The following is a 17973-nucleotide window of genomic DNA, read 5'->3' on the forward strand; positions in this document are numbered from 1 at the left end:
CCTAGGACGCGGGCAGCCAGACCGCTTCCTGCTCCAGCGCCATTCCCCGGTGTTGCATCTGCTCGGTCAGCTCGCGCACGGGCGCCGGGAGTTGCGCCACGGCGGTGGTGAAGTGGCGCAAGGTGTCCCGCCACAGCTGAACGCTGCCATAGCGCGCCAGCTTGCTTTCCCACTGCGGCATCAGCCAGAAATCGCAAGCATCGCCCAGCGCTTCACGAAGTCGCGCGAAGTTGCTCAGGCCAACGCCGTCGTAATCCGGGAAAAGGGTCACCCGGCTGGCACGGGGGCGATGACCCAGCCATGACAGTAGCCTGCCGTCGAGATGCCCGCCGTAGTACAGCAGCGTGGCTTGCGTGCCTTCAGGCAGCCAGTCCGTGCGATCAAACAAGGCTTGGTTCTCGACGAGCCAGAGGGCTTGTTCGGTGTGCCAGGCGTCATCTGGGTGAATGCACAGAGAGGCCGCACCGAAGTCCCATGTGGCAGCGCTCAGTTCCAAGTCCGTACCCCGGTCGATCTCACGCCAGATGACTGCGTCGCCGACCGCCTTGAGCAGCGGGTAGTAGCTGCCGTGTTGATGACGCCGGGCCTTGCTGTCGCGGGCATGAGCCACGTGCTGTGCGCGCAAAGGAAGTTGGTCGGCGATAGACGGCTCCACCTGAGGCGAGAGCTGGGTCACATGAGCTTCAAACACTGCCTGATTGCAAACGCTGTACACGTCTCCTCGCCCTTGTCGCAGGCAGTTCACGGCCCCCGTTTGTCGCGCAAAGCGATCCAAGGCGCTGCGCTGCGCCGGGGTGAACTGGCTGGCGGGCAAGAGGCTCTTGCCTTGCAGCTTGAGCAACGCCGCGCGCAGGGCCTGCTCCGTCATCGGGCCTCCAAGGGTTCGATGATCTGCCAGCTGAAGCGGCTGATCTGGTTGCTGCCCTGCCGGTGATGAATCGGCACACAGTAGCGCACGGTGGTCAGCGGCGCCGGGGAGGCGAAGATCAGCGAGAAGCCGAACTCAGCAGCGGTCTCGATCAGACTCCGCTGGTTACGAGCATCCAGGGCCAGGGCTTCGTCCAGATAGCAAATGCCTTGGATCGGGCGCCGCTGATCCTGCATCAGGTGCAGCATCGCCAAGCCCGTCACCAGCTTGGCCATCAGCACCGTCCCGTTCGAGGCGGCGCTGTCGAGGTCATCGAAGGCTTCCGGCTCGCGACCAGTTTTGCCCACCCAAAAGCGCAGACGGAACAGGTCGGCCACGCGCAAACCGTGGCGGGCGTTGCCTTCCTCGATGAGCAGGGTCTTGGCACGGTTGAGCTGGTCATCATCCAGCACGCTCTGCTGGTTGAAGAGTTCGAAGGTCTCGCCATTGCCGACTGTGGCAGCAGTGCTGATGAGCAGCTCGATGGCCTCGACGAGCGCGGTTTCGTCTTCGGGTTCGATCTTGAAGACCGCCAAATCGGAGAGCTGGCGTCCGCTGATCTTGCGATTGAACTCGCGCATCCGGCGCTTGAACGCGGCCAAGCCATCGCGCAGTTCGCGCAGGCAAGCCGCGACGTTCACCACCGCCGACCGCACCTTCTTTTCCAGGGCCTCGGCTTCCTGCGGCAGGTGATGGGCGAACTCCACCAGGCGCGCGATTTCTGCCTCGGGCTCACCGACGAACTGGTACTTGGTGAGCCCGCCCGTGTGGATTTCGCCCAGCAGTCGGCGGATCTGGTCGTCCAGTTCCAGCAACTGCCGACAGTCGGCCTGATAGGTCTGCAGGCGTTCGGCCAGCTGGTCCAGCGCGAACTCCGGCTGTGCCAACCAGGGGTGGTGGGGTGAGTCGGACAGCCAGGTGAACGGGCCTTCCTGATCGATGCGTTGGTTGCGGCGTTGCTCGATCTGCCGGTGTTGTTGCCCGAGTGAATCCAGATCCTTCTGCCTCTGTTGACGCTGCTGATCCAGCGCCCGGTACCGGGCAGCCGATTGCGCCAAACTGGTGGCCAGCTCGGCGAGCTTCTGGTTGAGTGTCACAAGCAGTGCTTCCCGCTCAGCGTCGCTGTCTTGCAGGGCCTGCATCTGGCTGTAGTCCCGCAATTCGGCGTCCAGCTGCACCAGCTGCTGTTCCAATCCATCACGTTCGCGTTGGACGAGTTCCAGCGCTTGTGCCGTCGCCAGCTGCTCCTTCAGCTGCTCCTGCTGTTGCTGCAAATCCCGCAGCAGCTCGCCCAGCTCGGCCAGGCCGCGCTGTTGGTGCTGCTCAGGCAGGGAGGCGACGCGCAGCTGCAGGCCCGGAAGGCCAGCATGCTCACCATTGGCATCTCCCAAAGCCTTGGAGAGCGCCAGGCCATCGAGCTGGAAGTCTTCGGCGCCCAAGGTCAGCACGGGTCTGGCCAGCACCTTGTTCAGCGCCGCCAGTTGATCGGGCGGCAAAGCGCCTGCCAACTGCTGGTAAAGGTTGTGGCCTTGGGTGCGCATCTCCTGTGCCAGCTGGGTCAGCTCCTTGTCCACGCGGGCGAGCTCGCGTTCGATGGATGCTGGTGGCCGGCTTTGCGCTTGGCTCAAGCGGACCACCAGAGCATCTCGTTGGGCCTGCACGTCGCGGCGGCACGTCTCTAGAACCGCCCGGCTTTCCACCAGAGCGAATCGCTGTCGCAATGCTTGCAGCTGTTGGCGCTCCTGGCGCAGTTGCTTCTGCTCCTGCTCCCACTGGCTCTGCTCGCGCACAGCCTGGCGATCCTGCTCTCGCAAGCGGTCCAGCTCGCCATCGCACTGCTGCAGCTCGTGCTGAAGGGCTTGCTGGCGTGATTCGAAGTGCTGCTGCCACTGGCCCAGGGCTTCGTCGATCATGGGCCGCCAGCACAGCAGCTTGCCGCGCAGAGTCAGTCGAGCCTCTTGCTTGCGCTCCAGTTCAGCGAGGCTGCCTTTCAGACGTTCGGCGGCCAGGTACTGACTGCGCTCAGCGTTGAGGTCGGCAAAAGCCTTGTCCCACTCCGCCTTGAAGTCGATGCTGGCGTCCGGCAGATCACGCCGGAAGATTTGCAGCAGGTAGTCTTTCACCTCGCTGGACCGAAGCTTGTCCAGCCGCAGCGTCCGGGTGAGCACACGCTGGAAGACGCTGGCGTCACTGGCGTGCTCCAGGCGGAACACGCAGAAGTCTTGTGAGCCGCTGAGCTTGCGGTTCCGGCCGCCGTACACCATGTCGGCGAACTCGCTGCCGCTGTAGCTGAACACGCGGCGCCCATGGGTGGCCAGATGGCTGGCCAACTTGGGCTGTGCCACGAGCGAGCCATCGGGCAGGCAGAACTCTTCCACCTTGAGCGGGCCGGCGTAGGCAAAGTACTCGTACTCGAAGCTCACGCCCTTGCCGACGCAACCGAGCACCACGGTGCCGGATTCCGGCAGCGACACCTCCAGCAGCACATAGGCGCTGTTGTTGGGGAAGTAAAACCGCCTGCTCTTCTCCACGTCGTGCGCGCCAAAGTCCATGCGGCGCCGGTCAATGATCAGCAGGAACTGCAAAGCATTGATCAGGCTGGTCTTGCCCGTGTTGTTGGGCGCTACCAGGGACACCGCGCCATCCAGCGGCAGCTCGGCGCGGGAGTAGCCCGCGCTGCCAAGCAGGACCAAACGTTGAAAGCCGTGCTGCATCAGTCGCTCTCCTCGTCGTTCAGCACGTCGTCGCTGCTTTCCTCAGGGGCAGCATCCGCCTCGTTGTCGTCATCTCGGGATGCTGCGGCCAGGCCCTCAAAGTGGTCCAGGTAGCGGCAGACGGCGGGCAACAGCCGCCAGCCTGCCGGCTCCGCCACTGCAAATCCCAGCGTGCAGGCGCGGCCCAGCAGATCGATCAGCCCATCGGGAGACAGCCCTTCGGCGTCCAGTAGGTCTTTCTGCTGTTCGTGCACCTCGGCCAGCCATTCCCGGTCGATGAGCCAGTCGGTGAAGCGTTGCAGCGCTTTGCCGGCATTGGCTTGGGCGTCGAAGATGACCATGAACAGCAGCGCCAGTTGACGGCTGACCTTGCCAATGTTGCTGCTGGCATCGGTGCTGTGGAACCAAGCAAAGCCTCGCGCATCCACGCGCAGCTCAAAGCCCAGCGCTACGAAAAGGCCTGCATAGGCCGGTTCGTGCTGCTCAAGTTCGGCCCAAAGTGCAGGCTCGGCCATGCGGTTCAGGTGCTTGCCGGACAGGAACAAGCGGAAGAGCTCGGCCAGTGCTGGCATCTGCGACAGTTGCGGCGTCAGTGGATGAGGCGTCGTCATTCCGGAATGCTCACTCGGTGAGGATGGTGCAGCACGCGGATGGCCTGCAAAGTGGTGGTCTCAGGATGCTCGCTGGCTTCGATCTGCCAACTGCTCTCGTGCTGCAGCTCATGGAACAGCCGCAGCAGCGTCCCATCCTGCAGATGACCGTGATGGGTATGCAGCCAGTCCAGCAGGCTGTCCACCGGTAGGCTGCTTCTCAGCTGCTGCCGGATAGCTGCCTCGTCCACGTGCTCCAGTAGCGGCGGGGCGTTGCCAGGGGCATCTTGCGGGAAGGCCACCGACTGCGGTTGGTACTGCTGCGCTGCGGCCATCACGGCGCGGACTTCATCGCCCAGTTGCAGGCGGAAGCCGCGTTCATTGCGCCAGACGGGCAGTGTTGTGCCGGCGGCATGCCGCGACAAGGCTCGGCGCAGACCCCGCTTGCGCACCTGGCCCAGCAGCAGGCTGACGGCACTGGTCAGCGCATTGTGTTGACGCATCTCCTCGCGCAGTGGCAACACCGTGTCGGCGCATTGCTGTGCGATCAGGCGACCGAATCGCCGCAGCTCCTTGGCCTGGTGCGCCACCTGCCTGAGCTGCAGGCGATGCGAGTACAGCCCGCCTTGAACAGACAGCTGCTCAAAGGCCAGATCCAGCGACCGCTCGGCGTCTTCCAGGTAACGGTAAAACGTGCCTTGCGGGCCGGTGTCCATCATCTGGTTCATCGGCTCGACGTAGTGGTCATAGGCCTCCAGCACACGCCTGTAGCGCTGGGCGATGGGCATGCCGGCGTCCGCGCTCTTGGCGTCCTCGGCAAGTTCCAGCAGTGCGTGGCGGTCTTGATCCAGTTGCAAGCTGATCTGGCGGAAGAGCTCTGCGAGCTTGTTGGCTGCCCCCCGCACCCGATCCATGTCGGCACCTTGCATGCCCTCGTTGAGAGCCTCTGTGGCCTCGCGGATGGCGGCAACACGTGCTTGAAGCACGGCAGCCAGACCGAGCTCGTGCTCGCGGGTCAGCCCGCGCACGAAGTCCAGCACATAGGCATTGAGCTGCAGGTCGTTGCTGCGGGCGCAGGGTTGGAGGATGTCTGCATTCACCATGGCGCGAAGGGCTGTCCCCTGGGCCTCGGCATCCATCTGCGGAGCCACCTTGGCGATGCAGCCCAGCACTTGTTCGGTGGTGAGCACCGCAAACTCGCGGGACAGCCTCACCAAGACCTCAACGGTGTCCCAGTGCGTATACAGCGCGTAGATCAGGGAACGCGGGTTGGCCATGTCAGCTCAACCTCCCGCCATGGCGAGTATCGTGTTCGGTGCGCGATTCCAGACCATTTGGTGTCGCCCACTGCCGCGCATGGCGGCACGTCGGCCCATGGCCGCAGCGAGGATTCAACCCGATGCCTGATCTGGACGCAGCCTTCTTCTGCAGTGTCCCCAGCTGCCGCTGCCCACCAAACCTGTCGGCTTGGCGCCCAGCGGCCACATTCTTTGAGCTCGAAGAAGCGAACTCAAAGAATGTGCCGAATGCGGTGGGGACAGCCTGCTTGCGAACGTGCGTCCAACATGAATGTGCGACAGACGATGCCAACCCTTGCGCGAAGACCGGTGCCTGCTTTGTGCGAAACAGGTGGGGGCCATATGTGAACTCAGTGTCAAGAGGTCTCCGCCCAATGTGGCAGCAGTGTGTTGACACCCCGCCGTGCAGTGTGGCGTCATGTCGCCCAACAGTGTGGCGACTCAAGGAAGGGAGCGGCCAGGAGCGCGTCAGCATGGCACCTCGACGCACTTCAGCAACTGCGCACGAATCTCTGCAGGTTTCGCTGCCAAGTCCACGGTCGCAAAGCGGAGCGGATGACCCTGGATGACGACTGTTTCATCGACCATCGTTCCAACGGCGGGGTGCAACAACAGGCCGCTTGCCGAGTCTGCCAGTGCATCGCCACAGCCGACCTGTGACCGCAGATAGGCGTACATCTGGTAGATGTAGCCGCTGCGCAGGCTTTGCTCTCGATACCACCCTGCCGTGACGATGGAGGTGAACTTGGTGTCGATGACGATACGTCGCCCCGAGCCACCATGGTCGAGCACCACGTCGGTGCGCATGGCAGGCAAGATGTCATCAATACCTTCCGTCTTGGACGAGATTTGCCACTGCAGCGTGGCGCCGCAACGAACATGCCACCCGAGTGGACTGAGCACCACGGCATACAAGCCGCCAACGGCGCGCTCAAACAGACGACGAACCCAAGCCTCTTCCCGGCCAGGCATCGCCAGCACGTTGCCGCCTGCGGATTCCGTGGGTAGCGCCAGGTCATAGGCAAGCTTGGCTGCTGCCACCATGAACTGGTCGTCCGCATCATGGCGTCCAAATCGATCAGCGCTCATTTGGGCGCGGGTCGGCGGCTGGCCTGCGACGCCTCGGGACCACATCGCTGGAGCAAGAGATCGGCACCGATGGGCGACAGCAGGCTTCTTGACCAGGCGGGCGACGGACTCCAATGCAGCGCGGACGAAGCGATTCCGTGGCGTGTCGATGGTGAGCTCCGCAAAGCGGCAGGCCACCAAGCCGCGATCCAGCAACTGGCGCCGCTCAGTGGTCAGCAAATCGATACGCCCGCGAACGCGGCTGAGCCACTCTTCCCGAGATCGATAGCCCTGGCTCAGGTGACGGTGCAGCCGAGCCTCAACGGCATGGGCCAAAATTTCTGCCACCAGATCAGGCAATTCATCGGGGCTTTCTTCGACCGCCACATGGGCGGTGCCGCCAGTCCGAAACAGGTCCGACGCATACAGCATCAACAGCCACAGGTTCCGGACTGGAATGCGCCCCACGAATCCGGGCGCGAACCCAGATTCGGCGGAAATCGGTGGCGCGATCAGACCCATCACCAGCCCTGCAGCAACCGTGCGGTGGCCTGACGCGCCTCCTCAGGGGAGTCAAACCAATACTCTTCCAGCAGGGGGCCGATTTCCGTGTCCACGACTTGCTGGAACCACCGCCGGGTACTGCCCGCATCCAGCCGATGCACGGGCGTGACATAGCTGTGACCGATTCGGAACTGCTTGCCCAAGCGTGCATCCGCTGCAATCTGCTCGTTCAGCTCGGCCATGCGTCGCTCAATGTCTGACGCCAGTGCTTCATCCACACTGCATGCTGAAACCACCCAGTTCCGCCACGCTGGGCCGAGGCGAGGCTCAAGGCCAACAAACGCAAAGCGGCGCCGCAACGCCAGATCAACCAGCGCCAACGACCGATCCGCGATGTTCATGGTGCCGATGACATGAAGGTTCTCGGGGATGTGGACCGGCCGCCGTACGCCGTCAGCATCCGGGTAGCACAGCTCCAACGCTTCGCTGGGGGTGCGCTTGCCTGCCTCCAGCAGCGTCAGCAACTCACCGAACACCTGGGCCGGATTGCCTCGGTTGATCTCCTCGATGACGACGACGAACTTGGCTGCGGGCTCCTTTTTCGCAGCCTTGATGGCCTCCATGAAGACGCCATCGGCGAGCGTCAGCTTGCCTTCACCAGTAGGCCGCCAGCCGCGCACGAAGTCCTCGTACGAAAGATTCGGGTGGAACTGGACGGCTCTGACCTTGCTATCGTCCTTCTGCCCCATCAAGGCGAAGGCCAATCGCTTGGCCAGCCATGTCTTGCCGGTGCCGGGTGGCCCTTGCAGGATCAGATTCTTCTTGGTGCGCAGCCGGTCCAGTAGCTGCTCAAGCTCTGGCTCCGACATGAAGCAGCCGTCACGCGTGATGTCGGCAAGCGAGTAGGGAACGATGGGGGCCTGAGACTGGACGACTTCGGCTGCAAGCTCATCACCTGAGTCATCGCCGGACATGTCCGGCGCGACTTCGTCCTCCTGAGGCGCAGGCGTCGCATCCTTGAACTGCCACGATGCCAGCGACAACTCCGGGAAGCTGTGCACGGGGTAGTCTTCCTCCGCGAACCGCGTACGCAGGTCGTCGGCAAGTTGCAAATACGTGGCCGCATCACATGGCGCTTGCGGCGCTGGGGTGGTGATCGGAACGCCCAGGCGCTTCTGGATGTAGTGCCGCGACTGGCTGTCCAGCGTCGGAAACTCCCAGGGGGCAGCCCAATACAAGCCAGTGGACAGATTCCACGCCACACCCCAGACCTGGGTTGCGGCGTCATAGGCCTCGATGAACTCGTCGCGGGTGCCTGGCCCGTCGTCTTCAACCAGCGTCTGCGCTGCGGCAAAGACGCGCCAAAGGGCATCAATGTCTCCCGCCCCGCGCTTGTCCGCGTAGCGGAAGAACCAGGAGCGCTGGTTGTTGAGCACGGGGATGCCTTCGAACGTCGCGGGCACAGACACGGTGACGCCGAGCAGCTTCGCCAGCTCTGCCGCAATCAGCTTGCGGTTGGCGTCCGTCATGCCCCGGTTGAACGTGCCCATCACCGTAAACGGGCAGATGTCCTGCAGCGGGCCGCTGCTTCCATCTGGGAATTTGTCCTGCAGATAGCCCAGGCCCTGCACACGCTGAGCAATCTGGTGGATGCCTTGAATGAGCGGCACTCGGTTGCTTGCGTAGGCCAGCAGCTTCTCGGCGACGGCCTTGTAGAAGTCCGCCCACTGGAACAGCGTGCCGAAGCGGTCCTTCCAGTACGGCGCGTTGCGGAATCGCTCGATGTCTTGGGGCTTGCCGTTGAATGCAAACTCGATCAGCGCATCCGCATTCCATTCGCCAGGCACAACGCGCCAGATGGTGGGGCGGTAGGTGTAGAAGTACCACTCGCGCACGCCATCAGGGGGCTGCCATTGCACTTTGACGCGCTCGCCGTCCTGTGGGTTCTCGGTGATGACGCCGATGGCCTTGATGCCCATGACGGACACCGTCTGCTGACGGTTGTCGAAAGGCAGACCGTGCTTGCGCACATACGCGGCCTTGATGGCAATGCGCTCACCAGGCCGCATGGAGCGAACCAGCGCCTGCTCCTTCTGGCTGGGGCTGCTGATCTCCCAGATGCCTTCTTCGAGGAAGCGGGCGCTCTGGTCATCGGTGTGACCGAAGCTGGCTCCGACGAACCACGTTGTACTAGAAGATTGGTTGCTGGTCTGTTCTGTCATTTTTCTCCCTTCGTCATCCCGATGCGTCAAAGCAATTGCTTGGACGATTGCGATGCCGATTCACGGCGCCGCCGCATCACGGCCTGTATTGACCCTGCGCTGTCGTCCCCTCACAATCGCATGCAACACGGCCCCTCTCGGTGTTCTCGCTTTCGAGCGAGTACACCGAGAGGGGTTCTTTATTTCGCGGCGCCTGCTGATTGGTTCTGCGTCTCCCTCAAGCCTTCAGCTCGAACCGCAGGAAGGCGGTCAGCCGGTCCGACTCCTTGATTTCATCGTGCGGCACCATCAGGTAGCGCCACGGTTTGCTGCCTACCGTGGCCGCGTGAGCTGACGCGTGCGAGCACCAGCGAACAGCAGCGGCGGCCTTTGACTTCACCTCGTCCGAGCTCAGGTCGTCCCGCTTCTTGGTCTCCACCATGAGGATCATCGAGTCGGTCTCCGCCACGAAGTCGGGGATGTATTCCGGCTGCTCACTGCCCAGCTTGTAGTAAATCTGGAACTGCCCTTTGGCGGGCTTGAACCACTTCAAAGCATCGCGTTCCAGGATGACCGCGAAGCGCCGCTCAGTGTCCGAGTCAAACTTTTGCAGTGGGTAGAGGCAGCGCGAGAAACCGCCGAACAACATCTGCTTGATCTTGCTCAGCTCGGTCACCGTTTCACGGTAGTTGTGAGCCGTCTGCCCGGCGACCACCGTGTAGTTGCACGGTTTGAGTTCCGTGAAACCTCGGCTGACCTGCACTTCGTAGTCAGTGGCTTCCTCCCAGAAGTGGGCCATCATTTCGGCCCGGATCAGGCGGGCGAGTTCTGCGCCATAGGTGTCGAACACTTCATGCAGCTCGTTATCCGAATAGTTCTGTGCCTGGTAATGAGCCACGGCCTGACCGGCCAAGTCGTAGAGCAAGTCGGCCTGCGTGAAGTAGTCGATGTCGTCGTAGTCGATCAGCTTCTTGACGATGTAATCCTCGAAGCGCTGCTCCCTGATGCCCGCTTCACGGCTCATGGTGAACTGATGGTTCGTGCGCAGCTCTTGGCCGACGATCTCCCGTTGACCCGGCTGAAAGTTGGGCAGTGAGCCCAGCTTGAACGAGTGGAAGCCGGTGGTGACCTCCCCGGTGGGCACCACTGCTATTCGCGGAATGTCGATGGTTTGCTGCACCACGATTTCCGTGGTCTTGGACACGACGGCCGACAGATCAAGAGCCGGTGCGGCCTCGTCTACTTCGGCCAGCAACTCCCCCTGGGCAGGCTTCAGTCGCTCGGTGACTTCAGCCAGGATGGCCGATTGCACCTCCGGGGTGAGCAGTGCGCTGCTCGTCGGCACGAGGTCACGCTTCACCTCATACTTGCCGATCACATCCATCACCACGCGAGCGGCTTGGCGCTCGCGCTCCGTGGTGAACACGGGCGTAGGCGCGGCAGCCGGTGCCGCCCCCGCGCTGACAGCACTGGCAGCCACGGGCGGGGGCTCTGCAAGACCCAGCCGCGCCATGGCGCCTGAGCTGACTTGCACGCTCACCTTCTTGTCGTCAGCGCTTGGTGCCTCCAGGATCACCTGCTTCAGGCGGATCGGCGAGTCTCCTCGATTCGCCTCGTCGATGATCTCTTGGAACTTGTCGTGGGCCACGATGTTCAAGCGGTCCACCGCAGCAACCCCGGTGCGCTTGCCATAGGGCAGGCGCAAGCCGCGACCGATGGATTGCTCAATCAGCGTGCGCGCGTTGGCAGCTCGCAGGGGCACGATGGTGTAGAGGTTCGTCACGTCCCAGCCCTCTTTGAGCATGTTGACGTGAATGACGATCTCGGTGGGTTCGTCCACGCTCTCCACCGCCAGAAGCTTGGAGATCATCTCCTCCTCTTCGGCCCCCGTGCGGCTGGAGTCCACCTGGATCACCTTGTCCGCATAGCGCCCTTCGTAGAAGGCCGATGACTCAATCAGCGTCTTCAGCTGCGAGGCATGCGTGGTGTCCCGCGCGATCACGAGCATGAAGGGCTTGACCACCTTCACGCCGTTCTCTCGGGCATAGGTCAGCAGCTCGACTTTGGTGGTCTCGTGCAGGCGAACACCGTCCTCCAGCTTGATCTTCTCGATCTCTTCCGCCGAGTGCGCCTTGGCGTCGAAATTGCGCTGAGTCACGGCTGCAGGCTCTTTGACGAAGCCGTCTTCCATCGCCCGCGCCAGTGGGTAGTCCATCACCACGTTCTTGAAGGGTACAGGGCCTCGCGTGGATTCCACGAACGGGGTGGCCGTCACCTCAAGTCCAAACAGGGGCTTCAGTTCGTTGATGGACCGCACGCCCGCACTGGCCCGGTAGCGGTGCGACTCGTCCATCAACAGCACCAGGTCGTCCAGGCTGGCCAGATGGTTGAAGTAGCTGTCTCCAAGCACCTCTCGCATGCGCTTGATGCGTGGCTCCTTGCCGCCACGCACCTCCGAGTTGATCTTGGAGATGTTGAAGATGTTGATGCGCACGTCGTGGGCAAAGCCCATCGTCTGGTCTTGAACCACCGCACCGGTCTGGTCGTAGTTGTCGCCCGTGATGATCAAGGGCGGCTGCTGCGCAAACTCCGCGATCCCCTTGAAGACGTACTTGGGCGTGTTGCGTGTGAAGTCCGCAATCAGCTTGTTGTAGATCGTCAGGTTGGGTGCCAGCACAAAGAAGTTGTTGATGCCATGCGCCAGGTGCAAGTAGGCAATGAACGCGCCCATCAGCCGCGTCTTGCCCACGCCTGTAGCCAGCGAGAAGCACAGCGAGGGGAAGTCGCGTTCAAAGTCTTCCAGCGTTGGGAACTCTGCCTTCAGCGTGGCAAGGATGGCCGCGACGTCTTGATCATGGCCCAGCAGCTCCGGCGCGGCCTCGATGGCGCGCACGAGCTTCGCAAGGGATTCCGCTTGCGGCGGGCGCAGAGACAGTCGGCCGGTGACGGCGTTCTGGACGCGTGCATTCATTCTTCGTTCTCCCCGAACAGACCGCCTTGCCCCGCATTCGTGGCGGCGGATTTCTTGGTTTTGCGTGTGGCAGCGCCGGTTGCAGGCCCGTGCTCTTCGGCAGGCTCTGTCGTCTCGGCAATTGGCAGATTGGCGACGTTGAGGCTGTAGTCGTCGTGGCCCCACTCACAGCGGGCCAGCACCATCTTCGGAATCTTCTTCAGCGTCAGGTTTGGCCAGCGCTCGGATGCCTTGGCTGCGCTTACACCATGGAAGGCCGCGCAGCAGACGAGCAGGCTCTGGTCGCTGCCCACTTCATCCGATAGCGCCTGAAGTTGATCTGCAGACAGGTTCTGGGTGGTGACGTAGATGAAGTCGCGTTCGCTGGAATGCCCATGCCGCCACCACTGCACTTCTGATGGGGCATAGGTGAACCCCTCCAGCTTGGCGAGCGCTTCCGCCAATTGCGTTGCGTTGTACTCGGGGTTGATGACTGGAATACCCCAGCGGTCGTTGACGATCAGGCTGGGGGCGAGCCTGTAGTAGCGGAAGCCGCCGCCGCCTTGCCACCCGACCGCCTTTGAGATGCCGCCCAAGTCTTCGCCGTTGACTACGGCTTTCAGCCGGGGGATGACGTGGGTATGGCAATGCTCACCAAGTTCAACCATGATCCAGCGACGCCCCATCTTGTGGGCTACAGCACCGGTGGTTCCAGAGCCGGCGAACGAATCGAGAACGATGTCCCCAGGCTTTGTCGCAAGGTCAAAGCACCGCTTGATGAGCGCTTCAGGCTTTTTTCCCTTCGGGAAATCGACGCTACCTTCGTTGTGTAGATTGTTAGAGAGGATGTCATCCCACAAACTGGTGAGCGGCTCGCCAGCAACATATTCGCCATCAATCAGCTTTAGCTTGTCAGAGTAGAAAAGAATTCTCTGCCCGCCGATGAAGTACATGTCGGAATACCCGGCTCGCCCAAGTTTCATTACGACTGATGGGTTCGCGCGAGATGTATCAATCATTTCGCGAGCTGCGCTACTCACCGCAGAGTAGTCTGGTCGGGCGAGCTGGATTACCCTCCCAGCATTTTTCAGAACAAAAGCTGATATTTGCTCTTCGTACTCGTCACCCAAGGCTTTTTTTAGCCCTCGCTCTGGCAGGCCGAGACTGTCTGCAAAAGCGCTGGCTAATGTGGAAAAGCGCCAATTTTCAAACGGATCATCATAATTTTCAATGTACTGACCATATCGCTTGTCGCGTTCCGCCCGAGCTGTGAAAACACGATTTGGAGCCCACGCCGACTTGTTCTTGGCGTAAATGAGGATGAAGTTGGTAGTGCTGACGACACCAGGGTTGATAGATTTGTGCCCGGTCGCAGATCCCTGTTTGAACGATACGACCGACACCCTGTTGGCCCGTCCAAAGACTTCGTCCAGCAAAACAATCAGGTAGCCAAGTTCGTTATCGTCTATGTGGACGAACAGCGTGCCGTCATCGGACATTAAGCGGCGGATCGCTTCGGCGCGATCTCGGATCAATCCCAGCCAAATCGAATGCTCATAGCCGTCATCGTAGTGTTCAAAGGCTTGCTGAGTATTGAACGGCGGGTCGATGTAGACGCACTTAACCTTCCCCGAAAACTCTTGTTCCAGCGCCTTCAATGCCAGCAGGTTGTCGCCGAAGATCAATCGGTTGTCGAAGATGTCGCTCTCGGTCACGCGAAGCTTGGCGTGATAGGACTTCTCCGGGTCTTCGAGCAGGATGCGCGGCTCCAGCTTGGGGCGCTTTTCCTTCCCGATCCAGGTGAGTTCTAGTTTTTGTTTGCTCATGGTGGTGTCACCTTAGTTCTTGTGCAGACCCAGCTTCTCAAACAGCACGCGATTTCTGCGTGCGGCGTCTTTCAGAAGCTTGTCGTAGGAAATGATTTCGACGTAGCCGTTGCCGCCCGTGAGCGTCTTGAAATAGCCTTCGCCATCAATCGACTCGTGATAGTTCATGCGCATTTCTCGCTTGAGAGACGGTGTTAAATCCGCGATCAGATAGCCGAAAAACCGAATGCCGCGTGCGTTGATGGGCCTACCGTCCACATCATCGAGCTTGCTCTCCTGAATCTCGACAAAACGCTTGATGATTTGCTGTGCGGGGTCCGCTTGATAGTCATCGCGACCAGGGCGCTTGAACTCGATCACGACAATCGCACCTGTGGAGTCCTCTTCTTCCCGAACACCAATAGGGGTGTCGTAGAAGAAGGCGCAGATGTCGGGCTCCTTGCCGGACGTGTCCCCAAGGCCCTCAATCGAGTTCAGTTTTTTGTCTGAGGTGAGCAGCGTGTGATAGCAAAGCCGCTCGTCGATCACCCAAAGGTTCTGCTGCTCAAAGAAAACATCCTTCGAAGTAGCCCCCATGGGGAAGAGCATCTTGTGCAAGACCCGTTCAAGCGGATATTTGTTGTCCGAGCGCCGCTTCTTGAGGCTCAGCGACACCAAGTCAAGAATCGTCCGACGATGGGTGATGTACTTTGCAAGCTCAGCCTTGCCTAGCTCGTTGGCCTGCTCGGCAAGTATTTGGAAGCGCTCGGCATACTGCTCAAACGATTCAGTTTCAAAGTAGGTGGCAGCGTGGCGCAAATCCTTGCGAACACTGTCTTCAACATCCCGTTTGACATGTAGGAGCGCTTCGTCCAGCTTCTCGTCCGACAAGCCAGGTTGAATCCTCTGCTCGATGATTTCTCGGTAGCGAGGATGCGTCAGCGCCCGGTATTCGGGTGCCTGCTCGACGAATTTTTCGATCTGGACGCGCTTTTCCTCATTGGTTGACTTCAGGTCGCCGGTGAGCAAGGGCCGCAATGCGCCCGTGATGCCCTGGTTCAAGGCACGGCGGGAGACGAGCGTCTGTTCCAGCTCGGGCTCGTCATCGCTCTGAAACGCAATGCGCGTGCGCTCCTGGTTGGCGTGATCGTCTAGATACTCCCCGGTGACCAGCACGATGAGGGTGTACGGCGACTGCTCGTCATCCAGGAACTTCTCGGGAAGTTCAGGCAGCAGGTCTCGCAACTTGGTGGTGGTGACCTCTCGCCCGTTGGCGCACAGGTTCAGCTCATGGCGCGAGCGGCCATCACGGTGTCGATAGGCCTGCAAGGCGAACGTGTGGCCGGACACATCGAAGAACTGCTCCTCGATGTGCGCCAGCACCGTGGACTGGAACAACGCGTGCAGATCAATGGGCGCATGGCCCGGTGATTCCAGCGTCATCGGCGGGCAAGAGCGGGCCGCAAACCGAATCAGGAAATGCGCGATCACACGCTCGGCAATCGTCTCGGGCTGTGTGGGCCACCCGGCGCGGAACTTCTCGTCCATGCCGCGCAGAGAGGTCTGTGTGCCGCTTTTCTCGGCGACCTCGGATGTGACATCCGCGCCCTTCAGCTCATCTTCAATGCTGAAGTCGAACTCTCGCAGCAGGGCCTGACCCTCGCGCTTGAAGACGCTGCGAATGCGGACTGACGAGAACACCTTCAGAAAGGTGAAGCGGCCGACACCTCGGCCACCCAGCTTCACCTTCGAAAGGGTGTGGGCCTCCTTGAAGGAGGCCAGGTTCTTGTCATTGAAGCCCACGCCATCGTCGATGACATCGAAGCCGTCAACGACCAGCGTTCCGTCTCCGGCCTGGTGGGCGAGGTCATTGGACGCCACCAGCCGGATGCGGATTGAGTGGTTGATGAAGCCGTCCTGATGCTCTTCGATGGCATCAACAGCGTTGGAGATAGCCTCGTACAGAGGCATCATGGCCTTGGCTTGGGAAAGCTCCAGCCGGTCTACCAGACCTTTGATGTTGGCTTGCACTATTGATTTCCCCCCTGGTTCTGCTGCGCCAAGGCCGCCATCAAGCGGCCCTTCACGGATCGACAGTCCGTTTTGTTCTCAAAGACGCTGCGCGCTTGCTTGTTCCACTGAATTGCTTGAACAACGGCAACCAAGCGATCTGCCACCGAGTCGATCTCGCGAGAGAGTGCTGTCAGTTCGTCCGCACTGAGATTCAACTCGGCTCCGTTGTGCAGTGGCAGCCGGATGAAGATCACGTGCAGCACCATCCATGCGCCGTGGGCCAGAACCTCTCTGGCGGGCAGCGTGCCGGGCGGCAAATCTTGGGGATCGCCCTCAGCACTCGCACGATCTCGAACCTTGCCGATGACCGCGCGGCCGATCTGGGCAATGCGCCACATCTGCTTGGCGGTCAAAGAGTCAGCGAATAGCCGTTCGTAGGACTGGCGTAGCGGATCGGTTGCTGGCACAAGGCCCTCTCGTCCGAAGAGCCTCTTCTTGTCTGACTTTGCTGCGACCAGGTAGTCCTGCCAATCGTTCGTCGTGACAGTGCAGGCCAAAAACGGGGCCAGTTCACGGGCGCTGAAGCTGGTTGGGGATGGTGGAGCATCGTCCTGACCATGCTTGACGATGTACTCGATCCCGGCCATCCGCAGCGTCTGCTGCCACATGGCTTGTCGCTCATCGAGGGCAGCGAAATCTTCCAAGTCCACCGCGTTTTGACGGTTCCGGGATTGCGTAACCCGGTCGCCAAAACCGTCTGGCGTGTTGTCCAGGCATACGAAAGTCGCCATCACCATGGCGGGATTCGCGTCGTAGTGGGCTATCGGCTCTTTGGCGATGGCCCCCACGGTCTGAGCACCGTTGATGATGGACAACCCTTGGACACGAAACCTCCCAGACTCGCGATGGGGGTCGCGAGGATGCTGCTCATTGATGGCCTCACAGAGGAACGTGACGCCATTGTTGAAGTAGAAGAAGTGCTCCGCCTCCTGTTGCAGGGTCTCCGTCAGGCCAGCGTTGACGGTCGTCGTTCCCTTGAAGCGTCGGATGTTGCGGTCAACCAGGCGGTCTTCGTACTGCACCCAAAGTTCTGCAAGCCGCTTGGCATCCATGCGGCCGTAGAACGCCCTGTAAGGCAGCTGGGTGTGCCCGAAGTCCTTCAGCTCGATGTCAGCCTCAATCGCTTGGGCTGAGATGCCGTCCAAATGCAGGTCGTGAAGGGTGGTGAGCCCGTAAGCATGGCAGCGCAGGAATCCGGGATTCGGCCCGTTGAACGCACGCTCCAGGTCGGCAAAGATATCCCTTCGGTCATCGGACACTGCCGTGCCAGAGTAGGCGAGTACCACCTTGACCTTGCAGACGCCGCTGTTCAAGGCATTGGTGATTGCGCCGCTGCGGTTCTGAAGTGCGTTGTTGAAGCGGTCCCAGCGTCCCTGGATGAGATCGGTGACGCCATCTCGAAACTTGGACACATCACCAAGTTCGGGCTCGCCGGAGCCGGACTCCTTGTACTTCGACTGGACAAGCCAGATGGTCTGATCGTTGGCCACGAATACCGAGTCGATGCCGTGGTCCAGGCCGCCATCAATGCTCGCGGCGACGGCCTCTGCCAAGGTCGCGCCAGCGGCTTCATGCAGTACGAACGCCGCAATCGCCTTGGACAGGAAATTGCTGCGGCGGGACTCCGGGCTTGTGCCCGTCCCCGTGATGAGCGCTGCGTAGTCGGCGTCCAGCTTCTGGCACAGCAGGTCTAGTTCAAGCGGGCGAATGGGTGCTGTTGCCATAAAGTCAACGCCCAATCAGTGACGAAGAATGCGCTGCTTCAACTCGTGCGCTCGCATCGCACGGTTGGACAAAGAGGCAATCTTGTCCTCTGGTACCAACGCTCGGCTTGGAAGTATTGGGGGCCTGCAGGAACAGCAT

At 61.1% G+C, this 17973-nt stretch carries 10 protein-coding genes; all 10 read right to left on the reverse strand.

The genetic code is table 11. From position 1 onward, the window contains the following. Position 1: 1 nt before the first annotated feature. The 10 genes from ACG01O_RS02275 to ACG01O_RS02320 all read right to left on the reverse strand — a co-directional run bounded on the left by ACG01O_RS02275 (position 2) and on the right by ACG01O_RS02320 (position 17849). Positions 2–868, reverse strand: a complete 867-nt coding sequence (locus ACG01O_RS02275) for a DUF7281 domain-containing protein (RefSeq protein ID WP_394380908.1) — start codon at positions 866–868, stop codon at positions 2–4. After that, positions 865–3621, reverse strand: a complete 2757-nt coding sequence (locus tag ACG01O_RS02280; RefSeq protein ID WP_394380911.1) for a hypothetical protein — start codon at positions 3619–3621, stop codon at positions 865–867. Before ACG01O_RS02280 ends, ACG01O_RS02275 begins: the two co-directional genes overlap by 4 nt. Beyond that, positions 3621–4232 (reverse strand): condensin complex protein MksE, encoded by a 612-nt coding sequence (locus tag ACG01O_RS02285; RefSeq protein WP_394380914.1) that lies wholly within the window; start codon positions 4230–4232, stop codon positions 3621–3623. Before ACG01O_RS02285 ends, ACG01O_RS02280 begins: the two co-directional genes overlap by 1 nt. Continuing rightward, positions 4229–5488 carry a hypothetical protein gene (locus ACG01O_RS02290; RefSeq protein WP_394380917.1) on the reverse strand — a complete coding sequence of 420 codons (1260 nt, stop codon included), beginning with the start codon at positions 5486–5488 and terminating at the stop codon, positions 4229–4231. Before ACG01O_RS02290 ends, ACG01O_RS02285 begins: the two co-directional genes overlap by 4 nt. A gap of 489 nt (positions 5489–5977) precedes the next feature. Then, positions 5978–7099 carry a 5-methylcytosine-specific restriction endonuclease system specificity protein McrC gene (gene mcrC, locus ACG01O_RS02295; protein ID WP_394380919.1) on the reverse strand — a complete coding sequence of 374 codons (1122 nt, stop codon included), beginning with the start codon at positions 7097–7099 and terminating at the stop codon, positions 5978–5980. Continuing rightward, on the reverse strand, positions 7099–9303 hold the full coding sequence (locus tag ACG01O_RS02300; RefSeq protein WP_394380921.1) for an McrB family protein: 2205 nt from the start codon (positions 9301–9303) through the stop codon (positions 7099–7101). The genes mcrC and ACG01O_RS02300 overlap by 1 nt, the downstream gene beginning before the upstream one ends. Positions 9304–9520: 217 nt before the next feature. Then, the gene (locus ACG01O_RS02305) at positions 9521–12253 is read right to left on the reverse strand and encodes a DEAD/DEAH box helicase (RefSeq protein ID WP_394380924.1); all 2733 of its coding nucleotides are present in this window, start codon (positions 12251–12253) and stop codon (positions 9521–9523) included. Further along, positions 12250–14058: a site-specific DNA-methyltransferase gene (locus tag ACG01O_RS02310; protein ID WP_394380927.1), complete on the reverse strand. Its 1809-nt coding sequence runs from the start codon at positions 14056–14058 to the stop codon at positions 12250–12252. The genes ACG01O_RS02305 and ACG01O_RS02310 overlap by 4 nt, the downstream gene beginning before the upstream one ends. A 12-nt stretch (positions 14059–14070) precedes the next feature. Further along, positions 14071–16068 carry an ATP-binding protein gene (locus ACG01O_RS02315; protein ID WP_394380930.1) on the reverse strand — a complete coding sequence of 666 codons (1998 nt, stop codon included), beginning with the start codon at positions 16066–16068 and terminating at the stop codon, positions 14071–14073. Then, positions 16068–17849: an AIPR family protein gene (locus ACG01O_RS02320; RefSeq protein WP_394380933.1), complete on the reverse strand. Its 1782-nt coding sequence runs from the start codon at positions 17847–17849 to the stop codon at positions 16068–16070. Before ACG01O_RS02320 ends, ACG01O_RS02315 begins: the two co-directional genes overlap by 1 nt. Positions 17850–17973 lie beyond the last annotated feature (124 nt).

Origin of the sequence: Pelomonas baiyunensis, from assembly GCF_043555935.1 — a bacterium.
GTDB classification, from domain to species: Bacteria; Pseudomonadota; Gammaproteobacteria; order Burkholderiales; family Burkholderiaceae_C; genus Pelomonas; species Pelomonas baiyunensis.